Source organism: Paenibacillus sp. YAF4_2, from assembly GCF_052113225.1.
Lineage (GTDB): Bacteria > Bacillota > Bacilli > Paenibacillales > Paenibacillaceae > Pristimantibacillus.
In genome coordinates this window covers 553,919-580,057 of the sequence record NZ_JBFRCT010000002.1, presented here as the reverse complement: position 1 = coordinate 580,057, position 26,139 = coordinate 553,919, and the positions used below count along the sequence as shown (strand labels likewise).

The following is a 26,139-nucleotide window of genomic DNA, read 5'->3' as shown; positions in this document are numbered from 1 at the left end:
TCAAGGCTCCAGCTTATCAAAGGCAATACTGTCCAGCCATCGTTCAATCGGCGTGTAAGGCAAGCCAGCTGCCGTTGCGACCGGTTCGTAGGTGACGGTGCCACGATGCGTATTTACACCTTTTTGCAGCGGCACACTGCTCCGTACAGCTTCCCATCCGTGGGTCGCTAGATCCAAGGCATACGGAATCGTAACGTTCGTCAACGCGAATGTTGAGGTTCGCGGGACAGCGCCTGGGATATTCGCGACTGCATAATGAATGACGCCATGCTTCACATAGATCGGATCTTTGTGTGTCGTAGGCCGGTCAACCGTAGCAATCGATCCGCCCTGATCAACAGCAACATCCACAATGACAGAACCCTTTTTCATCCCCTGAACCATCGTTTCCGTAACCAGATGTGGGGCTTTCGCACCGGGAATTAAGACCGCACCAATGAGGAGATCTGCTCTGCCTACGGCTTCCGCAATATTGTAAGGGCTCGACATCAACGTTCGAATTCTTCCACCAAAGACGTCATCCAAATATCTCATGCGATCTGTGCTTCTTTCCAAAATAACCACAGTAGCTCCCATTCCAAGAGCGATTTTGGCTGCATTCGTCCCTACGATTCCACCGCCAATAATGACGACCTCTGCTGGAGGTACTCCAGGAACTCCACCTAAAAGCACTCCTCTGCCGCCATGGAACGCCTCAAGAAATTGCGCACCAACCTGTACGGCCATCCGTCCTGCTACTTCACTCATAGGAGTTAATAACGGCAAGCTTCCATTAGCTAATTGTATCGTCTCATAAGCGATCCCTGTTACTCCATTGTCCATCAAAGCACGGGTCAGCTCAGGAGCTGCCGCCAAGTGCAAATACGTAAATAATAATAAACCTTCACGAAAATATTGAAACTCTTCCTTGAGCGGCTCTTTCACCTTCATAATCATGTCCGCTTCGTTCCAAATCTCCGATGCAGATTGCCGAATTTCCGCGCCTTCCCTTTCATAATCCCAATCTTCAAATCCACTTCCATCGCCGGCTTTCGTCTCCACAATAACCTCATGGCCTGCCGCCTTCAGCATGGTTACGCCTGCCGGGGTAAGAGCAACTCGATATTCGCTCGTTTTGATTTCCTTTGGAACGCCAATGATCATAGCTTAGCTTCCCCCTTCATGAATGTGGCGCACTATCTACTATGTTGTATGATTCGTGAGGGACAAATGTTAGTCCTTAAGCGTACCTTTTCCAGCCGGAACTAAAAATATGTGCGCTTTGTCCGTACAGTTGACCATAACGAATACGCCGCTTACCCCATACACTGAACAAGCACGTTTTCATAAGCCACTTACAGCTTTATATAGAACGAATAGGAGAATGTATATGCCTAAGCTGGAAAAGCTGCTGTTCACAAGGTCTGTGCGCGTCCCAACCAAAAATACGGTTCGTAAGCTTATTACCTTTAAAACTGGTCGCTCGTATAAAAGATGCTTGAAGAGGCTTCGTGTAAAAGGAATAAAGCCATATAAACGGCTTCCCAACCTTCGTACCCTTGGCTGCCATTTCGACAAACGCCGATCATGGAAAGTCATTGCGAGACATCCGGAAGTTAAACGGGTCGAGAGTGATGCTCGTATTCGGGTGCATCTTTACCAGAAACATCGCCAAACGGCTGGGCAGAAGAAGGTTCAAGCTCTTTCGTCCTGTCCTCCAGAACTGACGTGGAATATATGCCGAGTCAAAGCAAATGAGGCGTGGGCTCGTACAACCGGAAGCAGCATTAAAGTAGCTATTATTGATACGGGAATTGCCGAACATCCTAATTTGAAAATAGCTGGGGGCGTCAATACGATTCGAGGCGGAAGTTATGCTGATGATAATGGGCATGGCACACATGTTGCAGGCATAACCGCTGGAAAAGGACTTGATGGAGTTAAAGGGGTTGCTCCCGACGTGGAGTTGTACGCTATTAAGGCATTAGACAGCCAAGGCGGCGGATACGTATCCAGCATTATTGCCGGTGTCGATTGGTGTATACGCAATAAGATGAACGTCATTAATATGAGCTTTGGCCTAGTTGGATCCTCAGTAAGCAAAGCGCTTCGCGATGTCATTACAAAAGCCTACAATCAAGGTATTGTCATCGTAGCATCAGCAGGAAACTCCGGCACCGAAGATAATGGCATGATAGATGCACCGGCTTCCTTTCCCGAGACGATGGCGATCGCCGCCACAAATCGGGCAAATGAAGTAACGAACTTCAGCAGCCGAGGCACTGGCATCGATCTAGCAGCTCCCGGCGAGCAGATTAGATCCACATGGCTGAACGGCGGCTATATGACCTTATCCGGCACCAGTATGTCTTCTCCACATGCTGCAGGCGGAGTTGCTCTTCTGCTGTCCAGGCAGCCAAATTTGAGTCCTTCCCAAGTTGCTGAACTGCTTCGGAGCTGGGCATTGCCACTTCCCACCGAAACGGAAGACGAGCAAGGAGCTGGACTTCTACTGTTAGACCGTGTATAAAAACGCCAAAACGGCTTTGCCGTCCAGAATCGCTGGGCAGCAAAGCCGTTTATTCATTTGTTTTGTCAGTATTTGCGTTGCAGCGATGACAGATCCCTTGGAAGTCGAGACGATGATCGAGTACGGTGAACCCGTATTCCTGCTCCAGCCGCTCTTCCAGTGGAAGCAGCCAATCTTCCTTGATCTCGTCCATTGCGCCGCACTGTACGCAAATTAGATGATGGTGATGATGCTTGCTGCTATCTGTCCGAAGATCATAGCGGGCAACACCGTCGCCAAAGTTAAGTTTTTCAACCACATGCATCTCGCTCAACAATTCTAGCGTCCGATATACAGTAGCGAGGCCGATTTCCGGTGCCTTGTCCTTTACGAGCATGAACACATCTTCCGCGCTTAAATGATCATCTTCATTCTCAAGTAATACACGGACGGTTGCTTCACGCTGCGGGGTTAATTTGTAGCCCTGCGACTGCAACTGTTGTTTAATCTTCTCAATCCGGGCTTCCATGATTTCCCCCCTACCACATGTCTGCGCCAACATCAGGAAACGTTTGCTTTCATTATAGGGGTTAACCATTCCTAAAGTCAAACATTTTGCCTATATACTCCTGTCTACGCTCCCGTCAGATAAGGAGCTGCCCACTGCATAAAATAGGGCGAAAGATACGCTTCCAGCAGTGCTGCACCAGCAAGGAGCAGAAGCATCAGCAGTGCAGTTGACGTAAAGCTGGCTATTTGTGGGGCTAAAGCTCCTTTTTGCTGCAAGAGCCTGTTCTTGATCACAAATGTCGAAAAAGTGAGTGCTGCTACACTCGTAATCATAATCGCCGGAACGATGATCAGATTAGGCGGAGCGATAGAGGCTAGAGAGAACAGTACTCCCTTCCAGGCGTGCTGGGTAATGAGTGACCCGACAGCAAAGCCAACAAGCGCTCCTTTCAAGAAATCGAGTGCAAGAACAAACGGTACTCCTACAACGGATATGCCAAGAAACCATAATAGAAACAGCCATTTGCCATGGAAAAAGAGCCGATCCCAAAATGACAACGCTGCATCCGGCGTCACGCCGTCATTAATAAGTCGGATATATTGATTGACATCTGTCGCCAAATCCTGCTGCTGCTCCAGTGTCAAAGCGTTAACCATCAGCCCGCCGAATATAGCCCCTACGACAAACAATACCGCTACGAAAACATATAAAGTCAGCTGATTTTTCACCGATTCTTGAAAAGTTGGCGAACGCATGGCACACTCCCCCCTTGTCCCGATGGTAAAGTGTATGATCCCTTACTTCATCGTATGACGTTTGAGAGAGCAGCTTGGACAAGATTTAAATGGTTCCTGTCAATTGATAAAGCTTCCACGCATACACAGCCAGAACCGTCTTCGCGTCGCTGATACGACCCTCTGCGATATAAGCTTCCGCCTGCTCAAGCGTAATGGCTTCTACCTGCAAATACTCATCTTCGTCCATATGCTGTGTACCTAATGTTACCTGATCGGCAAAATAAAGATACAATTTCTCATCAGCAAATCCGGGAGAAGTGAAGAATGCGCTGACCAGCTTCAAGCTGTCAGCCCGGTAACCTGTCTCTTCTTCCAGCTCACGTGCGGCCGCCTCAAGCGGATCCTCTCCTGCGTCCAGCTTGCCGGCAGGAATTTCGATCTGGAACTTCTCAAGCGGCTTACGGAACTGTTCTACAACGAGCAGCTTACCATCGAGTAGTGCCATTACTGCTGCAGCTCCAGGATGTTTTACAATCTCCCGGGTAGCCGTACGACCATCAGGCATCGCAACCGTGTCTACCTGAAGCGTAATCATTTTCCCCTCAAAGATCGGTTCTGTGCTGATCGTTTCCTCACGCCACAGCTCATTATTCTGACTCATCTTTTTCCTCTCTCCAATCCGTTTAATATCTGCATCTGTAATCGGAATAACTTGTCCCATTCTTACATATCCATTGCTTATAGCTACTAAACAAGGAGAGTGTTAAGGATGAAACAATATTTAACGCATAATGAGCTTCGTCTTGTCGGTAAAGCATGGGAAATTCAACGCCAGCTTCGTAAGCTTTCCAGATTGGATATTCCGCTCAACAAGCTGCTTTCCCCGCAGAAAACAAAGTAGTTGATATACTAAGCAGCTCTTATGCTTTAGCAGCTTGCTTAATAATTTCAATAACCAGCTCTGTGATCTTAACAAGATCAGCGACCTTGATTTGCTCCTTCGTCGTATGAATATGCTCATAACCAACAGAAAGATTGACCGTAGGAACACCAAGCCCGTTGAAAATATTAGCATCGCTGCCGCCACCCGAGTGGAAGGTGCGCGGCGTAAGTCCAATTGCTGTTGCCGCTGCTTTGGCCAACTGAACAACAGGAGCATTATCGTCATGCACATAAGCCGGGTAGATTAAGCTGCTCTCAAACTCAGCACGTGCACCAAATTCCTCTGCTGCGCTCTCCAGTGCTTGACGCATCGCCTCGACCTGCCGGTCCAGCTTCTCCTGCGCAATGCTGCGCGCTTCCGCTACCAGCTTCACGAAGTCGCATACGACATTTGTCGCACCGCCCCCTTCAAAGCTTCCGATATTTGCAGTTGTCTCTTTATCAATACGGCCAAGAGGCATACGGGAAATGGCCTTTGCCGCCACTTGAATTGCACTGATGCCATCTTCCGGATTTACTCCAGCATGAGCGGATTTGCCATGAAGCTTCATGATCACTTTCGCCTGAGTTGGAGCGGCAACCGCCATATCCCCAATTGAGCCATTGGAATCAATGGCATAGCCAAATGATGCTTTCAATTTAGAAGCATCCATACTCCGCGCGCCTAGAAGACCCGATTCTTCTCCTACTGTAATAACGAATTGAATAGGACCATGAGGAATATTATTTTCTTTCAAGACGCGAATCGCCTCCAGCATAGCCGCAAGCCCTGCTTTATCATCGCTGCCAAGAATGGTCGTCCCATCACTGCGTATGTATCCGTCACTGTCAATCTGCGGCTTAATCCCATTACCTGGCGCCACTGTATCCATATGCGAAGTAAACAGAATGGTTGGTGCATGATCCGCTTCCGAACCTTCCATGTAAACGAACAGATTATTCGCGCCATGACCTGTTTTCTCCTGAGCGTCATCTTCTTCTATCGATAGTCCGAGCTCCGTGAATTTTGCTTTTAGTACTTTGCTGATTTCTTGTTCAAACCTCGTCTCGCTGTCTACCTTCACCAATTCGATAAATTCATTAACAATACGATCCTGATTGACCATAACTATTCCCTCCATTCGTTGTTTTCGTTTACAATAGACTTATAGCCACACCTCATGCTGCCCCTCCTGATGGCGGGACAAGCGTTTACGCTTCAAATAGTTGAGAAAGGAGTTTTATCTTTGAAGATGCAAAAGCTTATTCGTCTAGTTGCTATTCTAGTTGTAGCTGCCTTGGTGATCACGACACTTGTTGCTTCGCTCAGCTCACTGCTCTAGCAGCTCGGGAATATCAAACCCGAATACATGGCAGAAATGCGGCAGTAACTGCCGCGCTGCCTCTTCGACGGTTACCTTCTGGTTTGTAAGGTCATTAAATGATGTGACCCCATACTCCTCTATCCCGCAAGGGATAATGCCGCTAAAGCCCTGATTGCCAATACCCGCCTCGATATTCAAAGCAAACCCGTGGCTGGTTACAAATCCTCCCCGATCTCGGGCTCTATTAAATTTCACCCCGATAGCGGCAATTTTCTCATTCCCAACCCATACCCCTGTATATTCCGGTTTTCTTCCCGCTTCTATACCATATTCGGCCAGCCAATTGATTATTGCTTGTTCAACCGTCCGAAGATAAGCATGCAGATCCAGCCCCTCCATCGGAAGGAACAGCATCGGATAACCAACTAGTTGTCCTGGACCATGATAGGTAATATCCCCGCCCCGATCGATTTCAAAGACCGATATCCCGCGCTCTCTCAGCTCATCTTCACTTAACAGCAAATGCTCATGATGACGATCCGTACCTAATGTATAAGTCGGCGGATGCTGAAGAAGGAGAAGCGTCTCCTGACGCTCCTCCTGGCTGATTTGCCGCACGATCGATTTCTGCAGCTCCCAAGCTTCCGCATAACCGATCATCGGTATATATCGGGCTTCCAATTGCCGCTTCACGTGTTGCTTTACCGTGTTAGTCATGCCTGGATTACCCCGTTTCTTAATACAATTTCGTGTCTTGATTAAAGCTTTCCAAATTGTCCTTCACACGTTGCAGGAAACGGCCGCAAATGACGCCGTCAAGCACACGATGGTCAAGGGACAAGCACATATTGGCCATCGAACGGATCGCAATCATGTCGTTAATCACGACAGGACGTTTCACAATTGATTCGAAGGTCAGAATGGCAGCTTGTGGATAATTAATGATCGGGTTCGTGATGATAGAACCAAATGAACCCGTGTTATTCACAGTGAAGGTACCGCCCTGCATATCAGATAGCGTTAGCTTACCTTCACGGCCGCGACGAGCCAAATCATCGATTTCGCGTGCGAGCCCAGCAATTGTTTTGTGATCGGCATTCTTAATGACCGGTGTTGCGACGGATTCTTCCGTACCTACCGCAAGCGAAATATTGATATCCCGCTTCACGATGATTTTGTCCACCGCCCACATCGAGTTCATGATCGGGAAGTCTTTCAGCGCATTGACGACTGCTTTAAGTACAAAGGCCAAGTACGTCAGGTTGATCCCTTCGCGCTTCATGAATTCATCCTTCACTTTATTGCGAAGCTGAACCAGATTCGTCACATCAACTTCAATCATCATCCAGCCATGCGGAATTTCATTGACGCTAAGCATGGTATTACGTGCAATCGCACTGCGAATCGGCGATACGTCAATGAAGTCTTCTCCACGGCCGGAATTCGATGTACTTTGATTATTCACGGTTGGTGTACGAGGGGACTCGGTCAAATGCAGTCCAGATGAACGAACTTCCGACACCGTTGTACTAGTAGGCGCAGCAACTGGTTTGGCCGCTGCTTGTCCTGCTCCTGAAGCAACGTAAGCCAATATGTCCTTACGCGTAATTCTTCCGCCAAGTCCTGTTCCGGACACGTCAGCTAGACGAACGCCATGCTCAGCAGCTAACTGCTGTACAACCGGAGAAAAACGATTACGCATCGATTTATCGCCTTCATCTGCTGCTTGCAAGCTTTCATTAGCTAGTGCACCGTTAGCCCCTGGAGAAACCTGAGCAGCTTCTGAGGATGCCACTTCAGTCTCTACACGGCATACAGGAGTACCAACGGGAACTGTCTCGCCGTTGCCAACCATAATCTCAACTATCGTACCTGCAAAAGTCGAAGGCAGCTCGGCGCTTACTTTATCTGTAATAAGCTCACAGATCGGCTCATACATCTCAATCCGGTCACCAGGTTGCTTCAGCCATTTATCAATTGTCGCCGAGACCAATGATTCCGCCAACTGAGGAATGACGATCTCCTTCACTGATTTCATTAACTATTCATCTCCCTACCTGACGCGTGCTTGCCGCTTAATATAGCGCCAAATTGCGCATTGCTTCTTTTACTTTATCTTTATTAAGCATGTAGTACTTCTCGCCCGGCGGGTTGATCGGCATAGCCGGTACATCCGGACTGCAGAGCCTTTGGATTGGAGCATCCAGCTCAAACAACAGCTCTTCCGCAATAATAGCCGATACTTCTGCACCTACGCCGCCAGTTTTGTTATCTTCATGAATAATCAGAACCTTGCCTGTCTTGCGTACTGCTGCGAGAATGGCTTCTTTATCCAATGGCTGCAAGGTTCTCAAATCAAGAATATGAGTGCTGATACCTTCCTGTTCAAGATCTGCCGCCGCTTGCTCAACAAACATAAGAGGCATGCTGTAGCCGATTACTGTAATATCATCGCCTTCACGAAGAACATTCGCTTTGCCGATTTCTACAATATAATCATCAGCCGGCACATCGCCATTGATCATTTTATAGCATTTTTTATTTTCGAAATAAATAACAGGGTCTGGGTCGCGTACCGCAGCCTTGAGCAGCCCTTTTGCATCATAAGCTCTGTATGGTGCCACAATCTTCAGGCCGGGAGTCCCAAAAAATACGGATTCCGGACACTGGGAATGGTACAAGCCGCCAAAAATACCGCCGCCGATTGGAGCACGGATAACGATCGGACAGGTCCAGTCATTATTTGAGCGGTATCGGATTTTAGCCGCTTCGCTGATGATCTGGTTCGTTGCGGGGAACATAAAGTCCGAGTACTGCATTTCCGCAATTGGCTTCATGCCATACATGGCTGCACCAATCGCGACGCCTGCAATAGCGGACTCCGCAAGCGGCGTATCGAGGACACGGCTTTCGCCAAACTGCTCCTGCAGACCTTTTGTTGTTGTGAATACGCCGCCTTTTACTCCGACGTCCTCCCCAAGCACGAATACATCCTCATCGCGTTCCATTTCTTCCTTCATTGCCAACCGAATAGCATCGATATAATCCATATTCGCCATCTTAGTGTCCCTCCTCTGCATACACATGCAATAGTACGGACTCAGGCGCAGGGAATGGAGCGTTATCGCCATATTCCGTTGCTTCATCGACCACTTTCCGGATACGTGCCAGAAGCTCTGCTTCCAGCTCCTCGTTCCAAAGGCCGCACTCTTCTAAATACTGCTTATATTTAGGAATACCGTCCTTCGCCCGGTTCTCGTCCACTTCTTCCTTCGTACGGTATGCAAGATCATTATCGGAAGTAGAATGCGGGGATAAACGGTACATCATTGCTTCAATAAGTGTTGGACCTTCGCCAGCAATTGCCCGTTCACGAGCTTCTTTCACGACGCGGAATACTTCCAGGGCGTCATTACCGTCAACCTGGAATCCTGGGAAGCCATAACCCAATGCACGGTCTGCAACACGTCCGCCAAGCTGCTTGTGCACAGGTACAGAAATCGCGTATTGATTGTTCTCGCACATTAAGATAACCGGAAGTTTATGTACTCCGGCAAAATTACAGCCTTCATGGAAGTCCCCTTGGTTGCTCGAGCCTTCTCCGAATGTTACGAAACTGACGATTGGCTGCTTCTTCATCTTCGCTGCCATTGCAATGCCTACTGCATGCGGCACTTGTGTAGTTACCGGACTTGAACCAGTCACAATACGAAGACGCTTGCTGCCGAAATGGCCAGGCATTTGACGACCGCCGCTGTTCGGATCTTCCGCCTTCGCGAATACAGACAGCATCAGTTCTTTTACAGTCATTCCTACCGCAAGTACAAATCCATAATCGCGATAATAAGGCAGGAAGTAATCATTCTCCCGGTCTAACGCGAAAGCAGCAGCAACCTGCGCCACTTCTTGGCCGATGCCGGATACGTGGAAGTTGATTTTACCAGCGCGCTGCAAGAGCATATTTCTCTCGTCAAATTTGCGGGAAAGCACCATCGTTGCATACATTTCAACGGCTAGCTCATTGCTTAAGCCCAGTTCATTGTGACGAAAGGTTTGTTCGGTTGAACCCTTTTGACTCATGAGGTTTTGCCTCCTTTAACCTGATTTTAAAACCAGGTACTAAGACTTGATATTACTTATTATAACCGCATTTGGACGAAAAAGAAAATGTTTCACTACTACAGAGCCAGTGATTTGCCATCAATAGCAAGCATCGCTTCGCCAAGTGCTTCCGATAAGGTTGGATGTGGATGTATAAGCTGTCCTACTTCCCATGGCGAAGCGTTTAATAACCCCGCAAGAGAAGCTTCCGAGATTAAATCCGTTGCATGAGGACCAATCATATGGACGCCTAGAATATCATTTGTTTTGCGGTCAGCAATAACCTTCACGAAGCCATCAGCTTCACCGAGAACAAGTGCTTTGCCAATCGCCTGGAATGGGATTTTCCCCGTCTTAATATCATGCCCTTTAGACCGTGCGCTATCTTCGGTTAAGCCATAAGAGGCCACTTCAGGACGTGAATAGATACAACGAGGGATTAGGTTTGGATCAACGGCTTCTTTCTTATGACCAGCAATATGCTCGGCTGCTGTTACACCTTCGTGTGCTGCTGCATGCGCAAGCTGAACGCCACCGATCACATCACCAATCGCGTAAATATGCGGCTCAGTCGTTTGACCATGTTCATTGGCATAAATAAAACCGTTTTTCGTCTGAATATCTGTGTTTTCCAAGCCAATTCCTTCGATGTTTGCTTGACGGCCAACAGACAGCAGCATCTTATTAGCTGTAATCAGAATATTACCTTCCGAGGTCTCAGCGTTAATAGACACTTCATCTGCATTAATGGATATTTCTTCTGTCTTTAATTGAACATTAGTTAATACTCTAACACCACGGCGCCGAAGCAGACGAGTAAGCTCTGCTGATACTTCCACATCTTCACCTGGCAGCAATCTGCCACCTACTTCTACAAGTGTTACTTGTACACCAAAGTCCTGCAGCATGGAAGCCCATTCCACACCAATCACGCCGCCACCAACAATGAGAATCGACGCTGGAAGGGTATCAAGCTGAAGAGCATCGTCGCTGGACAAAATATGCACACCATCCGGTTTTAGACCCGGCAGATGACGAGGCCGTGAGCCCGTTGCGATAATCAGGTTTGTAGATACAACCGACTCCATTTCACCATCGGCAAGTTCTACTGCCAGCGAACCACTGCGCGGAGAAAAAATGGAAGGACCAATAACCCGGCCTTTACCATTTATAATTTGAATATCGTATTTTTTCATAAGACCCTTCAAGCCGCGATGCAGCTGCTCAACCGTCTTTTCCTTCCGTTCCTGTACTTTATTGAAATTTAGCGACAACGCCCCGTCCGCCACCGAAATCCCGTATTTATCAGCTTCCAGCAAAGTCGCATATACTTCCGCGCTGCGAAGAAGCGATTTACTTGGTATACAACCTCTATGTAAGCAAGTGCCGCCTAGCTTATCCAGCTCGACGATTGCTACGCTTTTGCCAAGCTGTGCGGCTCTAATCGCCGCCGTATATCCGCCTGGGCCACCACCAAGCACAGCTACATCCACTTGGATTGTCATTATGTATTCCCTCCTAAAAAGAATTGCGAAGCAATTCTTGCTTCGTCAGCTTCAGCTTAAAGAATTGTTACCTAGTAAGACCATTATGGGTGAATTTGTGACAATTCTTACTTCGTAAGCATTCCACATCATTAATACCACTCGTCCTATTGTACCTTTTTTCAACCCTATTTACATCGTTAAATTTCCGAAATAGACACTGCCAGCATAAAAAGGTATCATAGGAAAGTACATCAGATCATAAGGAGAACAACAAACGCATGAGATTAGTCACTGCTCGTTTAATTGCCGTTCTGCTGCTTGTCATTCCTGGCCTTCTGGCTTGTTTTGGTTTTCTGAAAATCAAAAATGCTATATTTAATTACTTCTCTGCTTTCGGTAATGATGCGATTACTCCAGACTTTCAATGGCTTAGCTTCCTGTTTGGTCTTGTATTGTTTGCCATTGGAGTAGGTTTTATCGGCGGCTGGATCTTCTTCCGTGACCGCAAACGCAATTATGTTGCCCCTAGATTCCGCCCGAAGCGGCCTAGACCACCAAAGCCGCAAGCTTAAGCTACATAGAACACCCCGCGACAACTCTTAGAGTGCTGCGGGGTGTTTTTTATTTAACAGCTATTTGAGCTCAGGATCTAATAGAAAGAAAAAACCGCCTTCATATTGGTAAAATCAGACCCAATAATAAATAGCGGTTTTTTGATTTAGCTAACTTTATGCTCGATCCGCAGCTTGTCTGCTACCATAGCGATGAACTCGCTGTTGGTTGGCTTCGACTTGCTGATGTTAATTGTATAGCCGAACAAGTGGCTGATACTGTCTATATTGCCTCGCGTCCATGCGACTTCAATTGCGTGGCGAATCGCACGTTCGACGCGGGACGGCGTCGTTTTGAACTTTTCAGCAATCGCAGGATAAAGGGTTTTAGTAATTGCTCCAAGAATTTCGATATTGTTATACACCATGGTAATTGCTTCTCGCAAGTACTGATAACCTTTAATATGAGCAGGAACACCAATCTCATGGATAATACTTGTAATATTCGCGTCCAGGTTTTTTCCTTTTGCAAGCGGGACGACATTTGATTTGATCGTCGTTGTTGCGGCAGAACTAAATGATGCCGAGGATGAAAACGTTGTATTGCTCACCAATTGGCGGATACGGTTCGCTAAAATTTCCATATCGAACGGTTTCAAAATATAATATGACGCGCCAAGCTGAACGGCTTTTTGAGTGATGTTTTCTTGACCAAATGCAGTCAGCATAATGATTTTGGGCATTGGAGAAATATTCATTTCTTTTATACGTTCCAATACGCCTAGACCATCTAAATGCGGCATTATAATATCAAGAATTAGAACATCCGGTATTTTTCTGCCTTCTTCAAAATAAGACAATACCTCTTCACCGTTATAAGCTACTCCGCTTACGTTCATATCATTTTGTTCCGATATGTATTCGGATAATAAATTGGTGAATTCACGATTGTCATCTGCCAGCAATACTTCGATCTTGTGCAAGGTCTGGTCCTCCCTTAAATGGTATTCACTTACGATTACCTTCCCTAGTTGTCTTGAATTAAGTTTTCGACATGTGACTTTAAATTCCTTCTGTCGAAAAATTTTTTCCTTTGATTTTTTAATCTTTTTCGTTATAATAAATAATTTATTACAATTTATGATGCGCTTCGAAAATATTCGACAAATCTAATCATTTATTGACGTTCTGAAAATAAGAAACCGCTGATGGCTTGCTATGGCCAACCAGCGGTTTTATTCATTTAAAGCTTCATTATGCAGCTGTACCTTGAGAAGATTGTTGCTCCTTCATCAAAATCCCAGCATCCTGAAGCATCCATTCAATAAAGCAGCCATAACCAGAAGAAGGATCATTAACAAATACATGTGTTACTGCCCCAACAAGCTTCCCGTTCTGAATGATTGGCGATCCAGACATCCCTTGAACGATTCCTCCTGTTTTATCAAGAAGACGTTTATCGGTAATCTTAATAACCATACCTTTCGTTGCCGGCGCTGGCTGTCTGGTTACATGAGCGATTTCAATATCAAATCGTTCGACCTTCTGACCATTAACAACAGTCAAAATTTGAGCCGGTCCTTCCTTCACTTCTTCAGCAAATGTCACCGGAATTGATTTTTCGCTATAGCTATGATTCGGATTTTCACTCATCTTGCCAAAAATACCGAATGGTGTATTACGTTCTATATTCCCTAGAACTTTGCTTTCCTTCACGAAATGCGCACGTTTCTCTCCCGGTTCGCCCGTTTGACTTTTGTTAATGGACGTCACGCTGGATTGCAAAATTTGACCCTCGCCAACTTCGATTGGCGTTTGTGTATCCATATCCGTAATCACATGGCCAAGAGCGCCGTAGACACCTTGATCAGGGGCATAGAACGTTAATGTACCTACACCGGCCGCAGAGTCTCGAATATAGAGACCAAGCCTCCAGTTACGTTCCTCAGCATCTCTGATCGGATAAAGCTTCGTTTCCCCAATTGTCCCGCCGCGTTTGTAAGTGATCGAAAGTGGGCGCTGCTGTTTGCCTGCTTGTTCCACTAGATCAGCGACCTTGCGTACCTCATTGATATTCTGCCCATCGATCCTAATAATAAGATCACCCAAACGGAGACCAGCCTTTTCACCTGGCGACTCCTTCGTACCGTTACTTGCTCGTACCTGATGATGACCAACAACGAGAATGCCTGCGGATTTCACTTTCACACCAATTGTCTGGCCTCCGGGAATTACCCGCAAATCCGGTACGACATTTACTTTGACAGTCTTAAACGGGATTTTACCAAATAATTTCACTTTCATGCTCGTTTGTCCGCTTTGATGCGGCTCTAACGAGATTGGGTCGTTCAAATTGACTGATAATGACTGACGGGTTGAGCCATTAATTTGAAGCATTCGTGGATCCACGGTAACTTCTGCATGTACGGGAACTCCATATTGTAATCGTTTCAGTTGGCCGGAGAATAAACGAAGTTCATTCGGAAATGCGGCAAAATGTTGAAACGGCGCGGAGAGTCCGATCATGCAGACGCAGATAACGAGAACTAGGCCAAACCATTTCTTCCTTGGGCTGGAGTTCAATGATTTCACGCTCCCTGTTATTCCATCGCATGACGAGGTAGGTCGTTTCGCCATTGGCGTACCTTTAAGTTACCCTCTGCCGTATGTTTTATGACCGCAAAAACATTCCCTGAATGCCTACCATTAGGCTCCTTTCTGTCGATCCGCCAAAACAAGCATTTCTTGAGCATGATGACGAGTTTTTTCCGTGACTTCTACACCGCCCAACATACGGGCAAGTTCCTCAATTCGTGTCTGCTCCGCAAGCTTCGTCACATTCGTCGAAGTACGCTGTTCAATAATATGCTTACGAATTTCGTAATGATGATCGGCCATACATGCAACTTGAGGCAAATGTGTAATCGAGAAGATCTGACATTTCGCGGAGAGCTGCGACATCTTCTCTGCAATGGCTTGTGCTGCTCTGCCACTGACGCCAGTATCAACCTCGTCGAAAATAAGCACCGGTACCTGATCGATTTCAGCAAATATCGCTTTCAGGGCGAGCATAATACGTGACATTTCACCACCGGAGGCAATTTTATTTAATGGCTTAAGCGGCTCACCTGGGTTAGTCGATAACATAAAGATGGCTTCATCAATGCCATTTGCATTTAAAGCAGCCATTTCTGCAGTATCCGATGTTGCCGGATGATCCAATTTCACGCGAAATACGGTATTGCCCATTTGAAGCTGCTTTAGCTCAAGCTCAATGGCTGCCGATAATCGATCCGACGCATGAGCACGAAGCTCTGACAGCTCCTGCGCTAATTCATGTGCCTGAAGATAAAGGCGAAGCTCATCCTTACGCAGCTGTTCCAAATATTCATCACGGTTCTCGATTTTGTCTCGTTCAGTTGCAATTCGTTCAAGATAATCGAGAATTTCCGGAATGGACTCCCCATATTTACGTTTCAGACCGTTAATCAAATCAAGCCTGTCTTCAATAATAGAGAGCTGCTCAGGATCAGAATCAATACCATCCCGATAATCCCTCAATTGGAACACTGCATCCTCTGCTTGATAAAAGGCAGATTGCAGCTGCTCAAGCATAGGTGTCAGCACTGCAGGGTCATATCCTTGGATATCCGTAAGCTTGGTTATCGCTTTGCTAATTGCATCAAGGCCTTTGCCATTATATAGAAGAGCGTAAGCTTCAGCCACGCTGTCCATGCGCTTACCTGCATATTGCAGCTTGCGCTTCTCCTCCACTAGCAGTTCATCTTCACCGGTTTTTAAATTAGCATTCGTAATTTCCTCAATCTGATACCGATATAAGTCGAGCATTTGTACGTTATGACGTGTTGTCTCCTCTAATTCACGCACAGATGCACGTGACTGCTGTAGCTGCTGATACACAGCACGGTAAGCAGTCTTTCGCTCGATGAGCAAATCGCCAGCGAACAAATCCAGCCATTCCAAATGCTGTTCTGTACGCAACAACGATTGATGCTCGTGTTGACCATGAATATTCACCAGGCATTCGCCTATCTCCCGCAGCATGGTCATTGTTACAAGCTGACCATTAACGCGGCTGCTGCTCTTGCCATGCGAGGTCAGCTCGCGTCTAATCACCAGCATCTCTTCTCTGGATGCTTGCACCCCTAGCCGTTCTAATACATTCCACACTGGATGGACAGCCGGCAAATCAAACATTGCCTCCATCTCAGCTTTATCACAACCGTACCTGACCATATCTGCGGAGCCTCGTCCACCAACAATTAAGCTAAGTGCATCGATAATAATCGATTTCCCCGCACCTGTCTCCCCTGTTAATACATGAAATCCACGATGAAACGAAACGTTTACTTCCTCAATAACCGCTAAATTCCGAATGGATAACTCGCGCAGCATGGCCAATAACCCCCAACAATGTTTAGTTCAGTAGTTCGAGCAGCTTCTCAACAAGCTCCCCGCTCTTCTCCTTGGTCCGGCAAATAATAAGGATTGTATCATCACCGCATATGGTCCCCATTACTTCCGGCCATTCCATATTATCAATTAACGCGCAAATCGTATTGGCTGTACCAGGTAAACATTTCATAACCACAAGATTATCTGTGTAATCAATGTGAGTGAAATGGTCAATTAGCGCACGTTTCAATTTATTAACTGGATTCTGACGCTGTTGTTCTTGTGGCAGAGAGTACTTATAACGTCCATCCTCCGCGGGCACTTTAATAAGCATCAGTTCTTTCATATCTCTAGATACAGTTGCTTGAGTAACCTGTAAGCCAGCCTCCCGAAGGGCGTCCACCAGTTCCTCCTGCGTCTCAATCGTATGTTTTGTAATTATTTCCTTGATCTTGTACTGTCTAATGCCTTTCATAACGTTCCTCCCAAACATGCTAGTCGCTTATATGAAAAATAATTTGCCGAATGATCTGCTCTTTCGCATCAACGAATAGGACTCCGGTACATTCCGGCAGCAGAAGCGAATAAACGAGCAAACGGTCTCTTACACCGCTGCCAGTCCAATCCATCGGCATTCGTTCGCGTGCAGTTTTCACTATATACATTTTGCCATCTTGCTCAGCAATATAATCAATATATAGTCGGCTGTTAAGTGATTGTCCGTCCAAGTCTATTCTGATCGGAACCCGATGCTTTCCAGATAGAACCTCATAGCCTGAACGTTCCAGGAATATGATGTTCTCATCATCTTCTGTAAGCTCGCCGCCCTTTCCCAGTGTTAAACGATTCACACTAATAGGCTGATGCAGCCAGCGATAGGCGCCTCGGTATAACCAGAACAATAAAAATGCGCCAGCGACCAGCATAATAAACCAGTCACCGTACATTCCCATATGCAACCCTCCATCCCATTAAAACCTTTCTTAATTGGTTCGTGATGAAGGGAGCATTTTCCTCTCTCAAGGTGAAACAGGTTTCGCCGTCCTAAAATGGCGAGACGCGTTTCATTCCGGAGAATTCTAAGTCCTATTTATAAGATAAAACTTATAAATCCTTAGAATTCAAGCGTAAACTGCAAACAATTGGACGAACGCATGTTTGGTTGCTTTTAGTTTAGCAAAACGAACACATGTTTGTAAAGAGGAAAAACAAAAGGGAACGCTGGCCGCTTTTATAGCGGTCGTAGCATTCCCTTGGAAATGTTTCACACCTGCGCAGTCTTGATTGTCTAGTGCAGTTAATTTCACGAATCAGCATAGTTCTGCAACGGTTAATGTTTTTTATGAACAGTAAATGTCTCACCTGCTTGACGGACAATAGCTGTGATCGCTTGTTCGTCAGGCAGGTGCTCACTAGGTTTGTCTTCCCATGTCCAATAGGCAAGAAACTCAATATTGCCTTCACCACCAGTGATTGGCGAGAAAGTGAGGTCCTGCAGCTTATAACCTAGTTCAGCAGCAGCACGGAGAACCTTCACGAGTACTTCCTGGTGAACGCTAGGTTCACGAACAACACCTGATTTTCCAACCTTCTCACGCCCTGCTTCGAATTGAGGTTTTATTAGTGCCACAATACCCGAACCAACGCTCAACAGACCACTAAGTGCTGGTAAAATAAGCTTGAGCGAAATAAAGGATACATCAATTGTAGCAAAGGTCGGAGGTGGTCCTTCCAAATCAGACGGCTGTGTATAACGGAAATTAGTTCGCTCCATAACACAAACGCGCTCATCTTGCCGAAGTGACCAATCAAGTTGGTTATAACCGACATCAATCGCATATACAAATGAGGCACCGTTCTGCAAGGCACAATCTGTAAAACCGCCAGTAGAAGCCCCAATATCGAGCATAACTCTGTCCGTCAAATCAATCTCAAAAGAGCGAATAGCTTTTTCAAGCTTAAGTCCACCTCTGCTTACATAGGGGTGAACTGCTCCTTTGACCTTGATCTCGGCTTCCCGCGGAATCTTCATGCCGCCTTTATCAACAGGCTCGTTATTCACAAGCACTAAACCAGCCATAACAGCTGCTTTGGCCTTCTCTCTGCTCTCATAGAACCCGCGTTCCACAAGCAATACATCTATTCTTTCCTTAGGTGTCGTTGTCATGGTTCTCCTTCGTTACTGCCCTGTTGCACGCTTCTGGCGGCTTGGCAGCATGCTCTTAAGCTCCATTGCTGCTCGCTCTCCAGTTAAGCCAACTTCCACACGCTGTTCCTTGATGGAGCCATGCTCCACGAACAGATCCGGAACACCCATAATCCGAACCGGCATGCCATATATCCCCCGCAGGGAGTAGAATTCCAGTACTGCACTGCCAAAGCCGCCCAGCTCCGAGCTTTCTTCAATAACAAGAATATGCTTGCCTTCCGAAGCAAACGAGAGCAGCATTTCCTCATCAAGTGGTTTAATAAATCTGGCATTAACGATTTGTACATTGAGGCCATCTCTCTTCAGAAGCTCTGCAGCTTCTTCTGCGACCTGAAGCATTGGTCCAATGGCCAGGATCACAGCGGAATCGCCTTCTCTAACTGTCTCCCACTTACCAATTGGCAGCGGTAGAAGTTCTTCATCCATTTTGACACCAAGACCACTGATACGGGGATAACGAACCGCAATAGGTCCTTCATTATAATCAATTGCCGTCTTCATCATACGGCGAAGCTCATTTTCGTCCTTCGGCATCATAATGACAAGGTTAGGTATGTGACGCAAGAAGGCAATATCATATACGCCCTGATGAGTCTCACCATCCGGCCCAACAAAGCCCGCTCGGTCAATTGCAAATACTACATTTGCATTTTGTCGGCAAATATCATGTACAACCTGGTCGTAAGCACGTTGCAGGAAAGTTGAATATACCGCGTAGACAGGCTTCATACCTTCCATCGCAAGCGCTGCTGACATGGTTGCCGCATGCTGCTCGGCGATTCCAACATCGATCATCCGGTCAGGGAATCGTTCTGCAAATTTGAGAAGCCCAGATCCACCTGGCATTGCCGGAGTAACCGCAACAATCCGTTTGTCCTTCTCAGCCATTTCAATCAATGTATTACCAAATACATCGGTATACATTGGCGGGCCTACTGCCTTCATTACTTGACCTGATTCAATTTTGTAAGGCGTGATGCCATGCCACTTGAAGGAATCAGCTTCTGCTGGTGAATACCCTTTGCCTTTAACCGTAATCACATGAACCAGTACAGGCCCTGGAATGGAATCCGCCTGCTTGAACAGTTCAATCATTTGTTCCATATCATGACCATCAACAGGACCAAGGTAAGTGAATCCAAATTGCTCAAACAAAATACCGCTGACAAGCAAATATTTCAGGCTGTCCTTGAACCGCTCTGCCGTCTTAGCCAGTTTACCGCCGATTGCCGGGATTTTGTTCAGGAAATGCTGAAGTTCATCCTTCGCTTTCTGATAATGACGGTCTGTACGGATTTTGCTCAAATAATGGTGCATCGCGCCTACGTTTGGAGCAATTGACATCTCATTATCATTCAGTACAACAATGAGGTTTTTCTTCTCATCGCCAATATGGTTGAGTGCTTCTAATGCCATCCCGCCAGTTAATGCACCATCGCCAATAATGGCAACCACTCGGTTGTCTTCGCCTTTCAAATCACGGGCCAACGCCATGCCCATAGCTCCTGAAAGTGAAGTACTGCTATGTCCAGCTTCCCAAACATCATGCTCACTTTCAGCACGTTTAACAAAACCGCATAGACCTTTATATTCACGTAATGTATCAAACCGGTCTTTACGTCCGGTCAGAATCTTATGAACATACGATTGATGACCTACGTCAAAAAGAAACTTATCCTTCGGACTGTCAAAAAGATAATGGAGGACCAGTGTCAGCTCCACAACTCCAAGATTCGGTGCGAGATGACCACCTGTAACGGAAAGCTTCGCAATGAGGAACTGGCGAATCTCTTCAGATAACTGCTCCAGCTCTTCCAATGAAAAATCTTTCAGATCTTGAGGTCCGTTAATTTGATCAAGCAGCACGTTACTTCCTCGCTTTCTGGAATACGACATCAGATCACATCTTATTCCACAATAAACGTCAAAATATTTCAATCATTATAGCATAAGCTCCGATATTTTCCCAATGTACCCATTTACACGATCCAGACTTAGTAGTCACGTTGGACAAGATAATCGGCAATTAAGAGCAATTTGTCCGGTGCGGCGATTTGTGCTTCAAGGATCACTGCCTTCGCTTCACAGGTTAAACGTTTGACTTGCCCTTTACTTTCATCAATCCCAAGAAGGTATGGGTAGGTTACCTTTTGCTGCTCAACATCACTGTTCGTTTTTTTGCCCAGCTTTTTCTCGTCACCAATCAGATCAAGAATATCGTCTTGAATCTGGAACGCCAGGCCGATGTTACGTCCGTACTTACGCAGCGCTTCCAGCTGTTCTGCTGTTGCACCACCAATACGCCCTCCGGCTGTAACCGAGAAAATAATTAAATCGCTCGTTTTATGAAGATGAATATATTCGAGTTCTTCAATCGAGGTCGTTCCTTGTTCCCCTTGCATGTCAGCTGCTTGACCGCCAACCATGCCTCTAGCTCCTGCGAGCATTGCTAGATCCTCTACGATATCAAGTGCCACTTCAGCGCTTACCCCGCCAAGACGTGCTGCCTTTGGAATAAGATGAAAAGCATGCGTCAATAAGGCATCACCTGCAAGAATAGCCATCGCTTCTCCGAATACCTTGTGATTGGTCAGCTTCCCGCGGCGGTAATCATCATTATCCATGGCAGGAAGATCGTCATGAATAAGGGAGTAAGTATGAATATATTCGATCGCGCATGCAACTGGAAGCGCATGTTGTACCGCATCTGATTGGCCTTTAATCGCCTCAGCAGCAGCCAGTACAAGAGCAGGCCTTAAACGTTTGCCACCAGCCTGCAGGGAATACAGCATCGAGTCTCTAAGCTGCTGCGGGATATTCCAGCCGGCAGGCAGAGCTTCGGGAAGTGACTTTTCAATAAGCGCAGCACATTCATGCAAGTAAGACTTGATATCTGTAATCAACGTTATTCCCCTTTTTCCTCGTTCATTGGAGCGAATGCCTTCTTTTGAAAACCTTGCTCTGTCTCAATAAGCAATTCAATCTTGCGTTCAACCTGCTCGAGCTTGCCGCCACAAAGCTGTGATAGCTTCATACCTTCTTGGAACAATTCAATTGCCGTTTCCAACGGAACATCTCCGCTTTCAAGCCGCTCGACGATTTTCTCGAGCTGTTCCATGGCTTCTTCAAAGCTTATTTCATTATTCGCTGCTGCTTTCAACGCCATCTTCTCCTTTCATCGACCAAACGTGACAATCAAGCTGTCCGTCGGCTACCTTCACTTTCACAAGATCACCTGGCTGAACATCAGCAATAGATTTAATCAATCGCTTTTCTTGCTCGTCATAGACTAGGCTGTAGCCTCTGGCCATTACTTTCAGAGGACTAAGAGCATCAAGCTGGCGAATTGCACTATGCAGCTGCAGCCTCCGTTCTTTCAGCGATGATTGCATAGCTTGCTCCAAGCGCTTCACGTCACCTTGAAGCCGCTTAGCTGCGAAGGCCGTTTGTTCCCCTGGATGATGTCCGGACAATTGACTATGCAGCCGATCAAGTCTTGCTTTCCCACGTTCTGCTAACCGTACTGTTCTCTGCTGCAGCCGTTCCTGGAGTCGATCCAGCCGCTGAGCCTGATCAAGTAAATATCTGCGGGGATGTATGAAGAACGGAGACCGCCTAACGCGTTCCAACCGCTCTTTCCTCCCTTGAACCATCATTCGCAGCGATTGTTCTAATCGCTGACGTTGTCTGACTAGCTGCTGCTGCAGCTCCGCAACATGCGGAACAGCCAGCTCGGCAGCGGCCGTTGGCGTTGCTGCCCGAAGATCAGCAACAAAATCAGCAATTGTAAAATCCGTTTCATGCCCAACAGCACTAATGACAGGAATTTGTGATAAAGCGATGCTTCTAGCGACAAGCTCTTCATTAAAAGCCCAAAGCTCTTCGAGAGACCCGCCGCCCCTGCCTACAATTAATACGTCGACTTCGCCAAAACGGTTCATCGATTCGATCGCTTTCACAATTGAAGGTGCTGCTTGCGTCCCTTGAACCAGCACTGGGAACACATAGATTGGAACCGATGGATGTCTGCGCTGCAAAGTTATGATGATATCCCGAACCGCTGCGCCTGTAGGGGATGTAATAACGCCAATACCTTTAGGAAAACGCGGAATGGGCCGTTTGCGCGATTCGGCAAACAACCCTTCCATTTCCAGCTTCGTCTTCAGCTGTTCATAGGCTAGATACAAGCTTCCAATTCCGTCCGGCTGCATAGCAGTTACATAAAATTGATAATTGCCGTCACGTTCATAGACCGATACATTGCCACGTGCCATTACTTTCGTACCTTCTCGCGGAATAAAAGGAAGCCGCTGATTATGCGATGCGAACATGATGCATTTGAGACGGCTATCTTTATCTTTCAACGTAAAGTACATATGACCACTGGAATGATGCGTAAAATTGGATATTTCTCCTCTTAGCCATACATCGCCAAGCAGGTTATCCGATTCCAGCTTCATTTTAATGTAACGGTTAATCTCTTTTATCGAATAAATACGAGGTTGATCTGCCATAAGACATCATCACTCCCCGACTTTGTGTGCTCGTTTCGCAGCTGTAATCGTATTGTTCATGAGCATTGTAATTGTCATCGGTCCTACGCCGCCCGGAACAGGAGTAATAAAGCCTGCTGTTTCCAGACAATCTTCATAATCCACGTCGCCGGCGAGTTTGCCGTCTGGCAGACGGTTAATGCCCACATCAATGACGACTGCACCTGGTTTCACATATTTGCTGTCAATTGCTTTTGCTTTGCCAATCGCTACAACTAGAATGTCGGCTTGCTTCGCAAGCTCTTCCATGTTCGCTGTACGGGAATGACAGATGGTTACTGTTGCATTCTCACGAAGAAGAAGCATAGCAACAGGCTTGCCTACAATGTTACTGCGGCCAATGACAACGGCATGTTTGCCAGCGATGTCACCACTGCTCCGTTTGATCAATTCAATAACGCCGGCAGGTGTACAAGGGAGCAGACTGTCGTCTCCAATAACAAGATTGCCAACGCTTTCCGGATGGAAACCATCAACATCTTTGTCAACATGAATAGCATCGATTACTGCTTTTTCATTAATATGTTTAGGTAATGGAAGCTGTACAAGAATACCGTTGATTTTGTCATCGTTATTCAATTGATCAATAAGCGCAAGTAATTGCTCTTCCGAAGTCGACTCCTCCAAACGATGAACCTCGGAATGGAAGCCAAGTTGTTGGCATGCTTTTTCTTTCGAGCCTACATAGACCTTGGATGCTGGATCTTCGCCTACGAGAACGACAGCCAGACCAGGAACGATGCCTTTCTCTCTAAGATCAGCTGCTTCTTTCTGAATTTCTTCCCGGATCATATCAGAAATCTGTTTCCCTGCAATAATTTGTGCGCTCATCATCATCTCTCCCCTATGTACACGGCCAAAAAAGGCCGTTTATCTAATTTGTCGATTCTGAATTTGCCTGTTCGCCTACGTGTTCTTTGAACAGCTTGCCCAACACGCCGTTAACGAATTTGCCGGATTCCTCTGTACCAAAATGCTTGGCCAGCTCAATCGCTTCGTTAATTGCCGCTTTAGGTGGTACATCATTGTTATACACAATTTCAAAACAAGCCAAACGAAGAACTTGACGGTCAACACGAGACAGACGGTCTACCTGCCAGCCAGTCAAATATTGCTGCAGCATCTCATCGATCGCTGCCTTATTGTCTGCAACTCCACTAACGAGCTCACGGACATAAGAATCCGTTTGTTCACTTTCTACAAATTCAGCTTCAATTTCATTCTCGGTACGAGCCTCTTCCATCAGCATATCTACAGCTTCCATGGCAGTTACATCGTTCATTTCCATTTGATATAAGCTTGATACAGCTATCTCGCGTGCTAATCTACGTTTCATGCTTTCCTCCTCGGCAGCTCTCTGCCGATATACTCTTATATTTGAAAAAAACCTATGATCTCCTCCCTGCCCGGAACTGGAGGCAATCCATCTTCCGGCGTACGGAGGAGACCACAGGATTATCTAAACGGCCGATACCTTTCCATTAACCAAGACCAAAGCCGCTGCCAAGGCAAGATAGAACTTTTTTGCATGTCCTTTTGCTTGCCAAACCAATAACCGACCGAGACGAGCAGTATGAAAATCAGCATGTCCCAAAACCCGGCAAACAAATACACAAATCCGAAAAACAGACCTGCGGCAGCGCCGATCGTCCGTTTCCCATAGGATGCCCAGTACTCCCTCCACATCGGCATGCTCCCCTTTATTCGACGCGACTTTTATTCGTCCCGGTTTGAATGACGTTAGCGATGAATACCGCTACATTCGTCACCGGAATACCGGCAATCTCCTCAACATGCTCTTTCACAGCCTTTTGGATTTCCTCCGTAAGACTTGGAATCGAGCTTTCCCCATCTACGACTGCACGTAAAATGATATTAAGGCCAGTATCAGACGCTTGAATGCGTGCTTTCAAATCTTTAACACCACGCTGCTTTGTTGCAGCCTTAAGCGCTAAATTCTCAATTGTCTCTATCGAAATCCGGATATCACCAAAATCGGTGCGTTGGTCGATAGATGGCGCCGATGAAGAAGAACGCTTCAGCGAAACAATGAAGAATCGCAAGCTGAGCAGGAGCAGAATTAAACCTACTACAACAGTAGTAATTAGAAGAGAATCTGTACTGTAGAGCTCACTGACCATATCATTCAAATCGTCCTCCTGTATCCAATTAAACCCGATACAAGCAATAAAGACGGAGATAATGCCGATGGCTATACTGTAAATAAACAAGAATAGCTTGTCTATAATTCTGATCAACGTAACGCCTCCCTGCGTCAGAGCGAATGAAAACCCCCTTGCGCGAAGCGGCATAACCATCACGAGGGGGTTATATTAATTCAATTCATCAGCGTGTTTGTTATTTCACGCGGAAATTTGAGTCTTCTTCTTCCGGCTTGCTCTCTGTCTTGAAATGTACATCGTGAATATGTACGTTCACTTCAATTACATTCAATCCTGTCATCATTTCGATGGAGCGTTTTACATTACGTTGAATTTCCGAGGCGATTTCCGGAATCCGGTTGCCGTACTCCACGATAATCGACACATCGACTGCAGCTTCACGCTGGCCGACCTCAACCTTAACGCCCTTAGACAAATTCTTGCGGCCAAGCAATTCGGCAATGCCGCCTGCAAATCCGCCACTCATTCCTGCTACTCCATTCACTTCTACAGTAGCCAGTCCTGCGATCACTTCAATGACTTCGGGTGCAATTTGAATGGTGCCAATGTCCGTTCTTTCATAATCTGCAGCAATCGTACTCATGATGGTTGTACACCTCCTTAAAGTTGCGCGCTCCGGTTGTGGCTAGCAAAACCGAAGTGTTACCTTCGCATCTT

The 26,139-nt window shown here is 46.5% G+C and carries 28 protein-coding genes; 3 read left to right on the top strand and 25 right to left on the bottom strand.

Annotation, left to right across the window (positions count from 1 at the left end):
• Positions 1-1,143, bottom strand: coding sequence for an alanine dehydrogenase (ald, locus tag AB4Y93_RS06740; protein ID WP_441890206.1), 1,143 nt, complete (start codon positions 1,141-1,143; stop codon positions 1-3).
• A gap of 226 nt (positions 1,144-1,369) precedes the next feature.
• Between ald and AB4Y93_RS06735 the strand changes: the two genes are divergently transcribed.
• Positions 1,370-2,509 (top strand): S8 family peptidase, encoded by a 1,140-nt coding sequence (locus tag AB4Y93_RS06735; protein ID WP_441890204.1) that lies wholly within the window; start codon positions 1,370-1,372, stop codon positions 2,507-2,509.
• A 49-nt stretch (positions 2,510-2,558) separates the two neighbouring features.
• Here the strand turns inward: AB4Y93_RS06735 and fur are convergent, their stop codons facing one another.
• The 3 genes from fur to AB4Y93_RS06720 all read right to left on the bottom strand — a co-directional run bounded on the left by fur (position 2,559) and on the right by AB4Y93_RS06720 (position 4,397).
• Positions 2,559-3,017, bottom strand: a complete 459-nt coding sequence (gene fur / locus AB4Y93_RS06730; protein ID WP_441890202.1) for a ferric iron uptake transcriptional regulator — start codon at positions 3,015-3,017, stop codon at positions 2,559-2,561.
• A 104-nt stretch (positions 3,018-3,121) separates the two neighbouring features.
• Positions 3,122-3,754: a stage II sporulation protein M gene (gene spoIIM / locus AB4Y93_RS06725; RefSeq protein ID WP_441890200.1), complete on the bottom strand. Its 633-nt coding sequence runs from the start codon at positions 3,752-3,754 to the stop codon at positions 3,122-3,124.
• Between the two features lie 85 nt (positions 3,755-3,839).
• On the bottom strand, positions 3,840-4,397 hold the full coding sequence (locus tag AB4Y93_RS06720) for an NUDIX domain-containing protein (RefSeq protein WP_441890526.1): 558 nt from the start codon (positions 4,395-4,397) through the stop codon (positions 3,840-3,842).
• Positions 4,398-4,505: 108 nt separating this feature from the next.
• On the opposite strand from AB4Y93_RS06720, the gene mciZ reads away from it, so the two are divergent.
• The gene (gene mciZ, locus AB4Y93_RS06715; protein ID WP_441890198.1) at positions 4,506-4,637 is read left to right on the top strand and encodes a Z-ring formation inhibitor MciZ; all 132 of its coding nucleotides are present in this window, start codon (positions 4,506-4,508) and stop codon (positions 4,635-4,637) included.
• Positions 4,638-4,656: 19 nt separating this feature from the next.
• Here mciZ and AB4Y93_RS06710 read toward each other — a convergent pair whose 3' ends face one another.
• The 6 genes from AB4Y93_RS06710 to lpdA all read right to left on the bottom strand — a co-directional run bounded on the left by AB4Y93_RS06710 (position 4,657) and on the right by lpdA (position 11,588).
• The gene (locus AB4Y93_RS06710) at positions 4,657-5,784 is read right to left on the bottom strand and encodes a M20/M25/M40 family metallo-hydrolase (RefSeq protein WP_441890196.1); all 1,128 of its coding nucleotides are present in this window, start codon (positions 5,782-5,784) and stop codon (positions 4,657-4,659) included.
• Between the two features lie 204 nt (positions 5,785-5,988).
• Positions 5,989-6,699, bottom strand: coding sequence for a lipoyl(octanoyl) transferase LipB (lipB, locus tag AB4Y93_RS06705; protein WP_441890194.1), 711 nt, complete (start codon positions 6,697-6,699; stop codon positions 5,989-5,991).
• A 19-nt stretch (positions 6,700-6,718) separates the two neighbouring features.
• Positions 6,719-8,020 carry a dihydrolipoamide acetyltransferase family protein gene (locus AB4Y93_RS06700; RefSeq protein ID WP_441890192.1) on the bottom strand — a complete coding sequence of 434 codons (1,302 nt, stop codon included), beginning with the start codon at positions 8,018-8,020 and terminating at the stop codon, positions 6,719-6,721.
• A gap of 37 nt (positions 8,021-8,057) precedes the next feature.
• Entirely contained in the window at positions 8,058-9,041 is a 984-nt protein-coding gene (locus tag AB4Y93_RS06695) for an alpha-ketoacid dehydrogenase subunit beta (protein ID WP_167272752.1), read from the bottom strand.
• A gap of 1 nt (position 9,042) precedes the next feature.
• A complete protein-coding gene (locus AB4Y93_RS06690) occupies positions 9,043-10,062 on the bottom strand; it encodes a thiamine pyrophosphate-dependent dehydrogenase E1 component subunit alpha (RefSeq protein WP_441890189.1) in 1,020 nt (339 codons plus the stop codon).
• Positions 10,063-10,160: 98 nt separating this feature from the next.
• Complete coding sequence (gene lpdA, locus AB4Y93_RS06685; RefSeq protein ID WP_441890187.1) at positions 10,161-11,588, bottom strand: dihydrolipoyl dehydrogenase; 1,428 nt, start codon at positions 11,586-11,588, stop codon at positions 10,161-10,163.
• A 260-nt stretch (positions 11,589-11,848) separates the two neighbouring features.
• Here lpdA and AB4Y93_RS06680 point away from each other — a divergent pair, with 260 nt between their 5' ends.
• Positions 11,849-12,142, top strand: a complete 294-nt coding sequence (locus AB4Y93_RS06680) for a DUF2627 domain-containing protein (RefSeq protein ID WP_441890185.1) — start codon at positions 11,849-11,851, stop codon at positions 12,140-12,142.
• A gap of 146 nt (positions 12,143-12,288) precedes the next feature.
• Here the strand turns inward: AB4Y93_RS06680 and spo0A are convergent, their stop codons facing one another.
• The 15 genes from spo0A to AB4Y93_RS06605 all read right to left on the bottom strand — a co-directional run bounded on the left by spo0A (position 12,289) and on the right by AB4Y93_RS06605 (position 26,065).
• Positions 12,289-13,104, bottom strand: a complete 816-nt coding sequence (gene spo0A / locus AB4Y93_RS06675; RefSeq protein ID WP_441890183.1) for a sporulation transcription factor Spo0A — start codon at positions 13,102-13,104, stop codon at positions 12,289-12,291.
• Between the two features lie 271 nt (positions 13,105-13,375).
• Positions 13,376-14,704: a SpoIVB peptidase gene (gene spoIVB, locus AB4Y93_RS06670; RefSeq protein WP_441890524.1), complete on the bottom strand. Its 1,329-nt coding sequence runs from the start codon at positions 14,702-14,704 to the stop codon at positions 13,376-13,378.
• A gap of 123 nt (positions 14,705-14,827) precedes the next feature.
• Positions 14,828-16,537 (bottom strand): DNA repair protein RecN, encoded by a 1,710-nt coding sequence (recN, locus tag AB4Y93_RS06665; protein WP_441890181.1) that lies wholly within the window; start codon positions 16,535-16,537, stop codon positions 14,828-14,830.
• Positions 16,538-16,559: 22 nt separating this feature from the next.
• Positions 16,560-17,012, bottom strand: a complete 453-nt coding sequence (ahrC, locus tag AB4Y93_RS06660) for a transcriptional regulator AhrC/ArgR (protein WP_441890179.1) — start codon at positions 17,010-17,012, stop codon at positions 16,560-16,562.
• Between the two features lie 19 nt (positions 17,013-17,031).
• On the bottom strand, positions 17,032-17,490 hold the full coding sequence (locus AB4Y93_RS06655; RefSeq protein WP_441890177.1) for a hypothetical protein: 459 nt from the start codon (positions 17,488-17,490) through the stop codon (positions 17,032-17,034).
• A gap of 377 nt (positions 17,491-17,867) precedes the next feature.
• Positions 17,868-18,704 (bottom strand): TlyA family RNA methyltransferase, encoded by an 837-nt coding sequence (locus AB4Y93_RS06650; RefSeq protein WP_441890175.1) that lies wholly within the window; start codon positions 18,702-18,704, stop codon positions 17,868-17,870.
• Between the two features lie 12 nt (positions 18,705-18,716).
• Positions 18,717-20,642 carry a 1-deoxy-D-xylulose-5-phosphate synthase gene (gene dxs, locus AB4Y93_RS06645; protein ID WP_441890173.1) on the bottom strand — a complete coding sequence of 642 codons (1,926 nt, stop codon included), beginning with the start codon at positions 20,640-20,642 and terminating at the stop codon, positions 18,717-18,719.
• 98 nt (positions 20,643-20,740) lie between these two features.
• A complete protein-coding gene (locus AB4Y93_RS06640; protein WP_441890171.1) occupies positions 20,741-21,649 on the bottom strand; it encodes a polyprenyl synthetase family protein in 909 nt (302 codons plus the stop codon).
• Positions 21,650-21,651: 2 nt separating this feature from the next.
• The gene (gene xseB / locus AB4Y93_RS06635; RefSeq protein WP_441890169.1) at positions 21,652-21,912 is read right to left on the bottom strand and encodes an exodeoxyribonuclease VII small subunit; all 261 of its coding nucleotides are present in this window, start codon (positions 21,910-21,912) and stop codon (positions 21,652-21,654) included.
• Entirely contained in the window at positions 21,887-23,260 is a 1,374-nt protein-coding gene (xseA, locus tag AB4Y93_RS06630; RefSeq protein ID WP_441890167.1) for an exodeoxyribonuclease VII large subunit, read from the bottom strand. Before xseA ends, xseB begins: the two co-directional genes overlap by 26 nt.
• A 9-nt stretch (positions 23,261-23,269) precedes the next feature.
• Entirely contained in the window at positions 23,270-24,130 is an 861-nt protein-coding gene (gene folD / locus AB4Y93_RS06625; protein ID WP_167272698.1) for a bifunctional methylenetetrahydrofolate dehydrogenase/methenyltetrahydrofolate cyclohydrolase FolD, read from the bottom strand.
• A gap of 43 nt (positions 24,131-24,173) precedes the next feature.
• Positions 24,174-24,635 (bottom strand): transcription antitermination factor NusB, encoded by a 462-nt coding sequence (gene nusB, locus AB4Y93_RS06620; RefSeq protein WP_441890164.1) that lies wholly within the window; start codon positions 24,633-24,635, stop codon positions 24,174-24,176.
• 119 nt (positions 24,636-24,754) lie between these two features.
• Positions 24,755-24,985 carry a DUF2273 domain-containing protein gene (locus AB4Y93_RS06615; RefSeq protein ID WP_441890162.1) on the bottom strand — a complete coding sequence of 77 codons (231 nt, stop codon included), beginning with the start codon at positions 24,983-24,985 and terminating at the stop codon, positions 24,755-24,757.
• Positions 24,986-24,999: 14 nt separating this feature from the next.
• On the bottom strand, positions 25,000-25,557 hold the full coding sequence (gene amaP, locus AB4Y93_RS06610; protein ID WP_441890160.1) for an alkaline shock response membrane anchor protein AmaP: 558 nt from the start codon (positions 25,555-25,557) through the stop codon (positions 25,000-25,002).
• A 100-nt stretch (positions 25,558-25,657) separates the two neighbouring features.
• Positions 25,658-26,065, bottom strand: a complete 408-nt coding sequence (locus AB4Y93_RS06605) for an Asp23/Gls24 family envelope stress response protein (RefSeq protein WP_441890158.1) — start codon at positions 26,063-26,065, stop codon at positions 25,658-25,660.
• Positions 26,066-26,139 lie beyond the last annotated feature (74 nt).

Excerpts from the sequence above, each read along its gene's own strand:
- dxs (WP_441890173.1), bottom strand. The coding sequence starts at position 20,642 with ATGTCGTATTCCAGAAAGCGAGGAAGTAACGTGCTGCTTGATCAAATT.
- AB4Y93_RS06650 (WP_441890175.1), bottom strand. The coding sequence starts at position 18,704 with ATGACAACGACACCTAAGGAAAGAATAGATGTATTGCTTGTGGAACGC.
- AB4Y93_RS06720 (WP_441890526.1), bottom strand. The coding sequence starts at position 4,397 with ATGAGTCAGAATAATGAGCTGTGGCGTGAGGAAACGATCAGCACAGAA.
- recN (WP_441890181.1), bottom strand. The coding sequence starts at position 16,537 with ATGCTGCGCGAGTTATCCATTCGGAATTTAGCGGTTATTGAGGAAGTA.
- ald (WP_441890206.1), bottom strand. The coding sequence starts at position 1,143 with ATGATCATTGGCGTTCCAAAGGAAATCAAAACGAGCGAATATCGAGTT.
- spoIIM (WP_441890200.1), bottom strand. The coding sequence starts at position 3,754 with ATGCGTTCGCCAACTTTTCAAGAATCGGTGAAAAATCAGCTGACTTTA.
- nusB (WP_441890164.1), bottom strand. The coding sequence starts at position 24,635 with ATGAAACGTAGATTAGCACGCGAGATAGCTGTATCAAGCTTATATCAA.
- AB4Y93_RS06615 (WP_441890162.1), bottom strand. The coding sequence starts at position 24,985 with ATGTGGAGGGAGTACTGGGCATCCTATGGGAAACGGACGATCGGCGCT.
- xseB (WP_441890169.1), bottom strand. The coding sequence starts at position 21,912 with ATGGCGTTGAAAGCAGCAGCGAATAATGAAATAAGCTTTGAAGAAGCC.
- fur (WP_441890202.1), bottom strand. The coding sequence starts at position 3,017 with ATGGAAGCCCGGATTGAGAAGATTAAACAACAGTTGCAGTCGCAGGGC.
- AB4Y93_RS06680 (WP_441890185.1), top strand. The coding sequence starts at position 11,849 with ATGAGATTAGTCACTGCTCGTTTAATTGCCGTTCTGCTGCTTGTCATT.
- lpdA (WP_441890187.1), bottom strand. The coding sequence starts at position 11,588 with ATGACAATCCAAGTGGATGTAGCTGTGCTTGGTGGTGGCCCAGGCGGA.
- AB4Y93_RS06655 (WP_441890177.1), bottom strand. The coding sequence starts at position 17,490 with ATGGGAATGTACGGTGACTGGTTTATTATGCTGGTCGCTGGCGCATTT.
- AB4Y93_RS06710 (WP_441890196.1), bottom strand. The coding sequence starts at position 5,784 with ATGGTCAATCAGGATCGTATTGTTAATGAATTTATCGAATTGGTGAAG.
- folD (WP_167272698.1), bottom strand. The coding sequence starts at position 24,130 with ATGAGCGCACAAATTATTGCAGGGAAACAGATTTCTGATATGATCCGG.
- AB4Y93_RS06690 (WP_441890189.1), bottom strand. The coding sequence starts at position 10,062 with ATGAGTCAAAAGGGTTCAACCGAACAAACCTTTCGTCACAATGAACTG.
- mciZ (WP_441890198.1), top strand. The coding sequence starts at position 4,506 with ATGAAACAATATTTAACGCATAATGAGCTTCGTCTTGTCGGTAAAGCA.
- AB4Y93_RS06735 (WP_441890204.1), top strand. The coding sequence starts at position 1,370 with ATGCCTAAGCTGGAAAAGCTGCTGTTCACAAGGTCTGTGCGCGTCCCA.
- AB4Y93_RS06700 (WP_441890192.1), bottom strand. The coding sequence starts at position 8,020 with ATGAAATCAGTGAAGGAGATCGTCATTCCTCAGTTGGCGGAATCATTG.
- xseA (WP_441890167.1), bottom strand. The coding sequence starts at position 23,260 with ATGGCAGATCAACCTCGTATTTATTCGATAAAAGAGATTAACCGTTAC.
- ahrC (WP_441890179.1), bottom strand. The coding sequence starts at position 17,012 with ATGAAAGGCATTAGACAGTACAAGATCAAGGAAATAATTACAAAACAT.
- AB4Y93_RS06605 (WP_441890158.1), bottom strand. The coding sequence starts at position 26,065 with ATGAGTACGATTGCTGCAGATTATGAAAGAACGGACATTGGCACCATT.
- AB4Y93_RS06695 (WP_167272752.1), bottom strand. The coding sequence starts at position 9,041 with ATGGCGAATATGGATTATATCGATGCTATTCGGTTGGCAATGAAGGAA.
- lipB (WP_441890194.1), bottom strand. The coding sequence starts at position 6,699 with ATGACTAACACGGTAAAGCAACACGTGAAGCGGCAATTGGAAGCCCGA.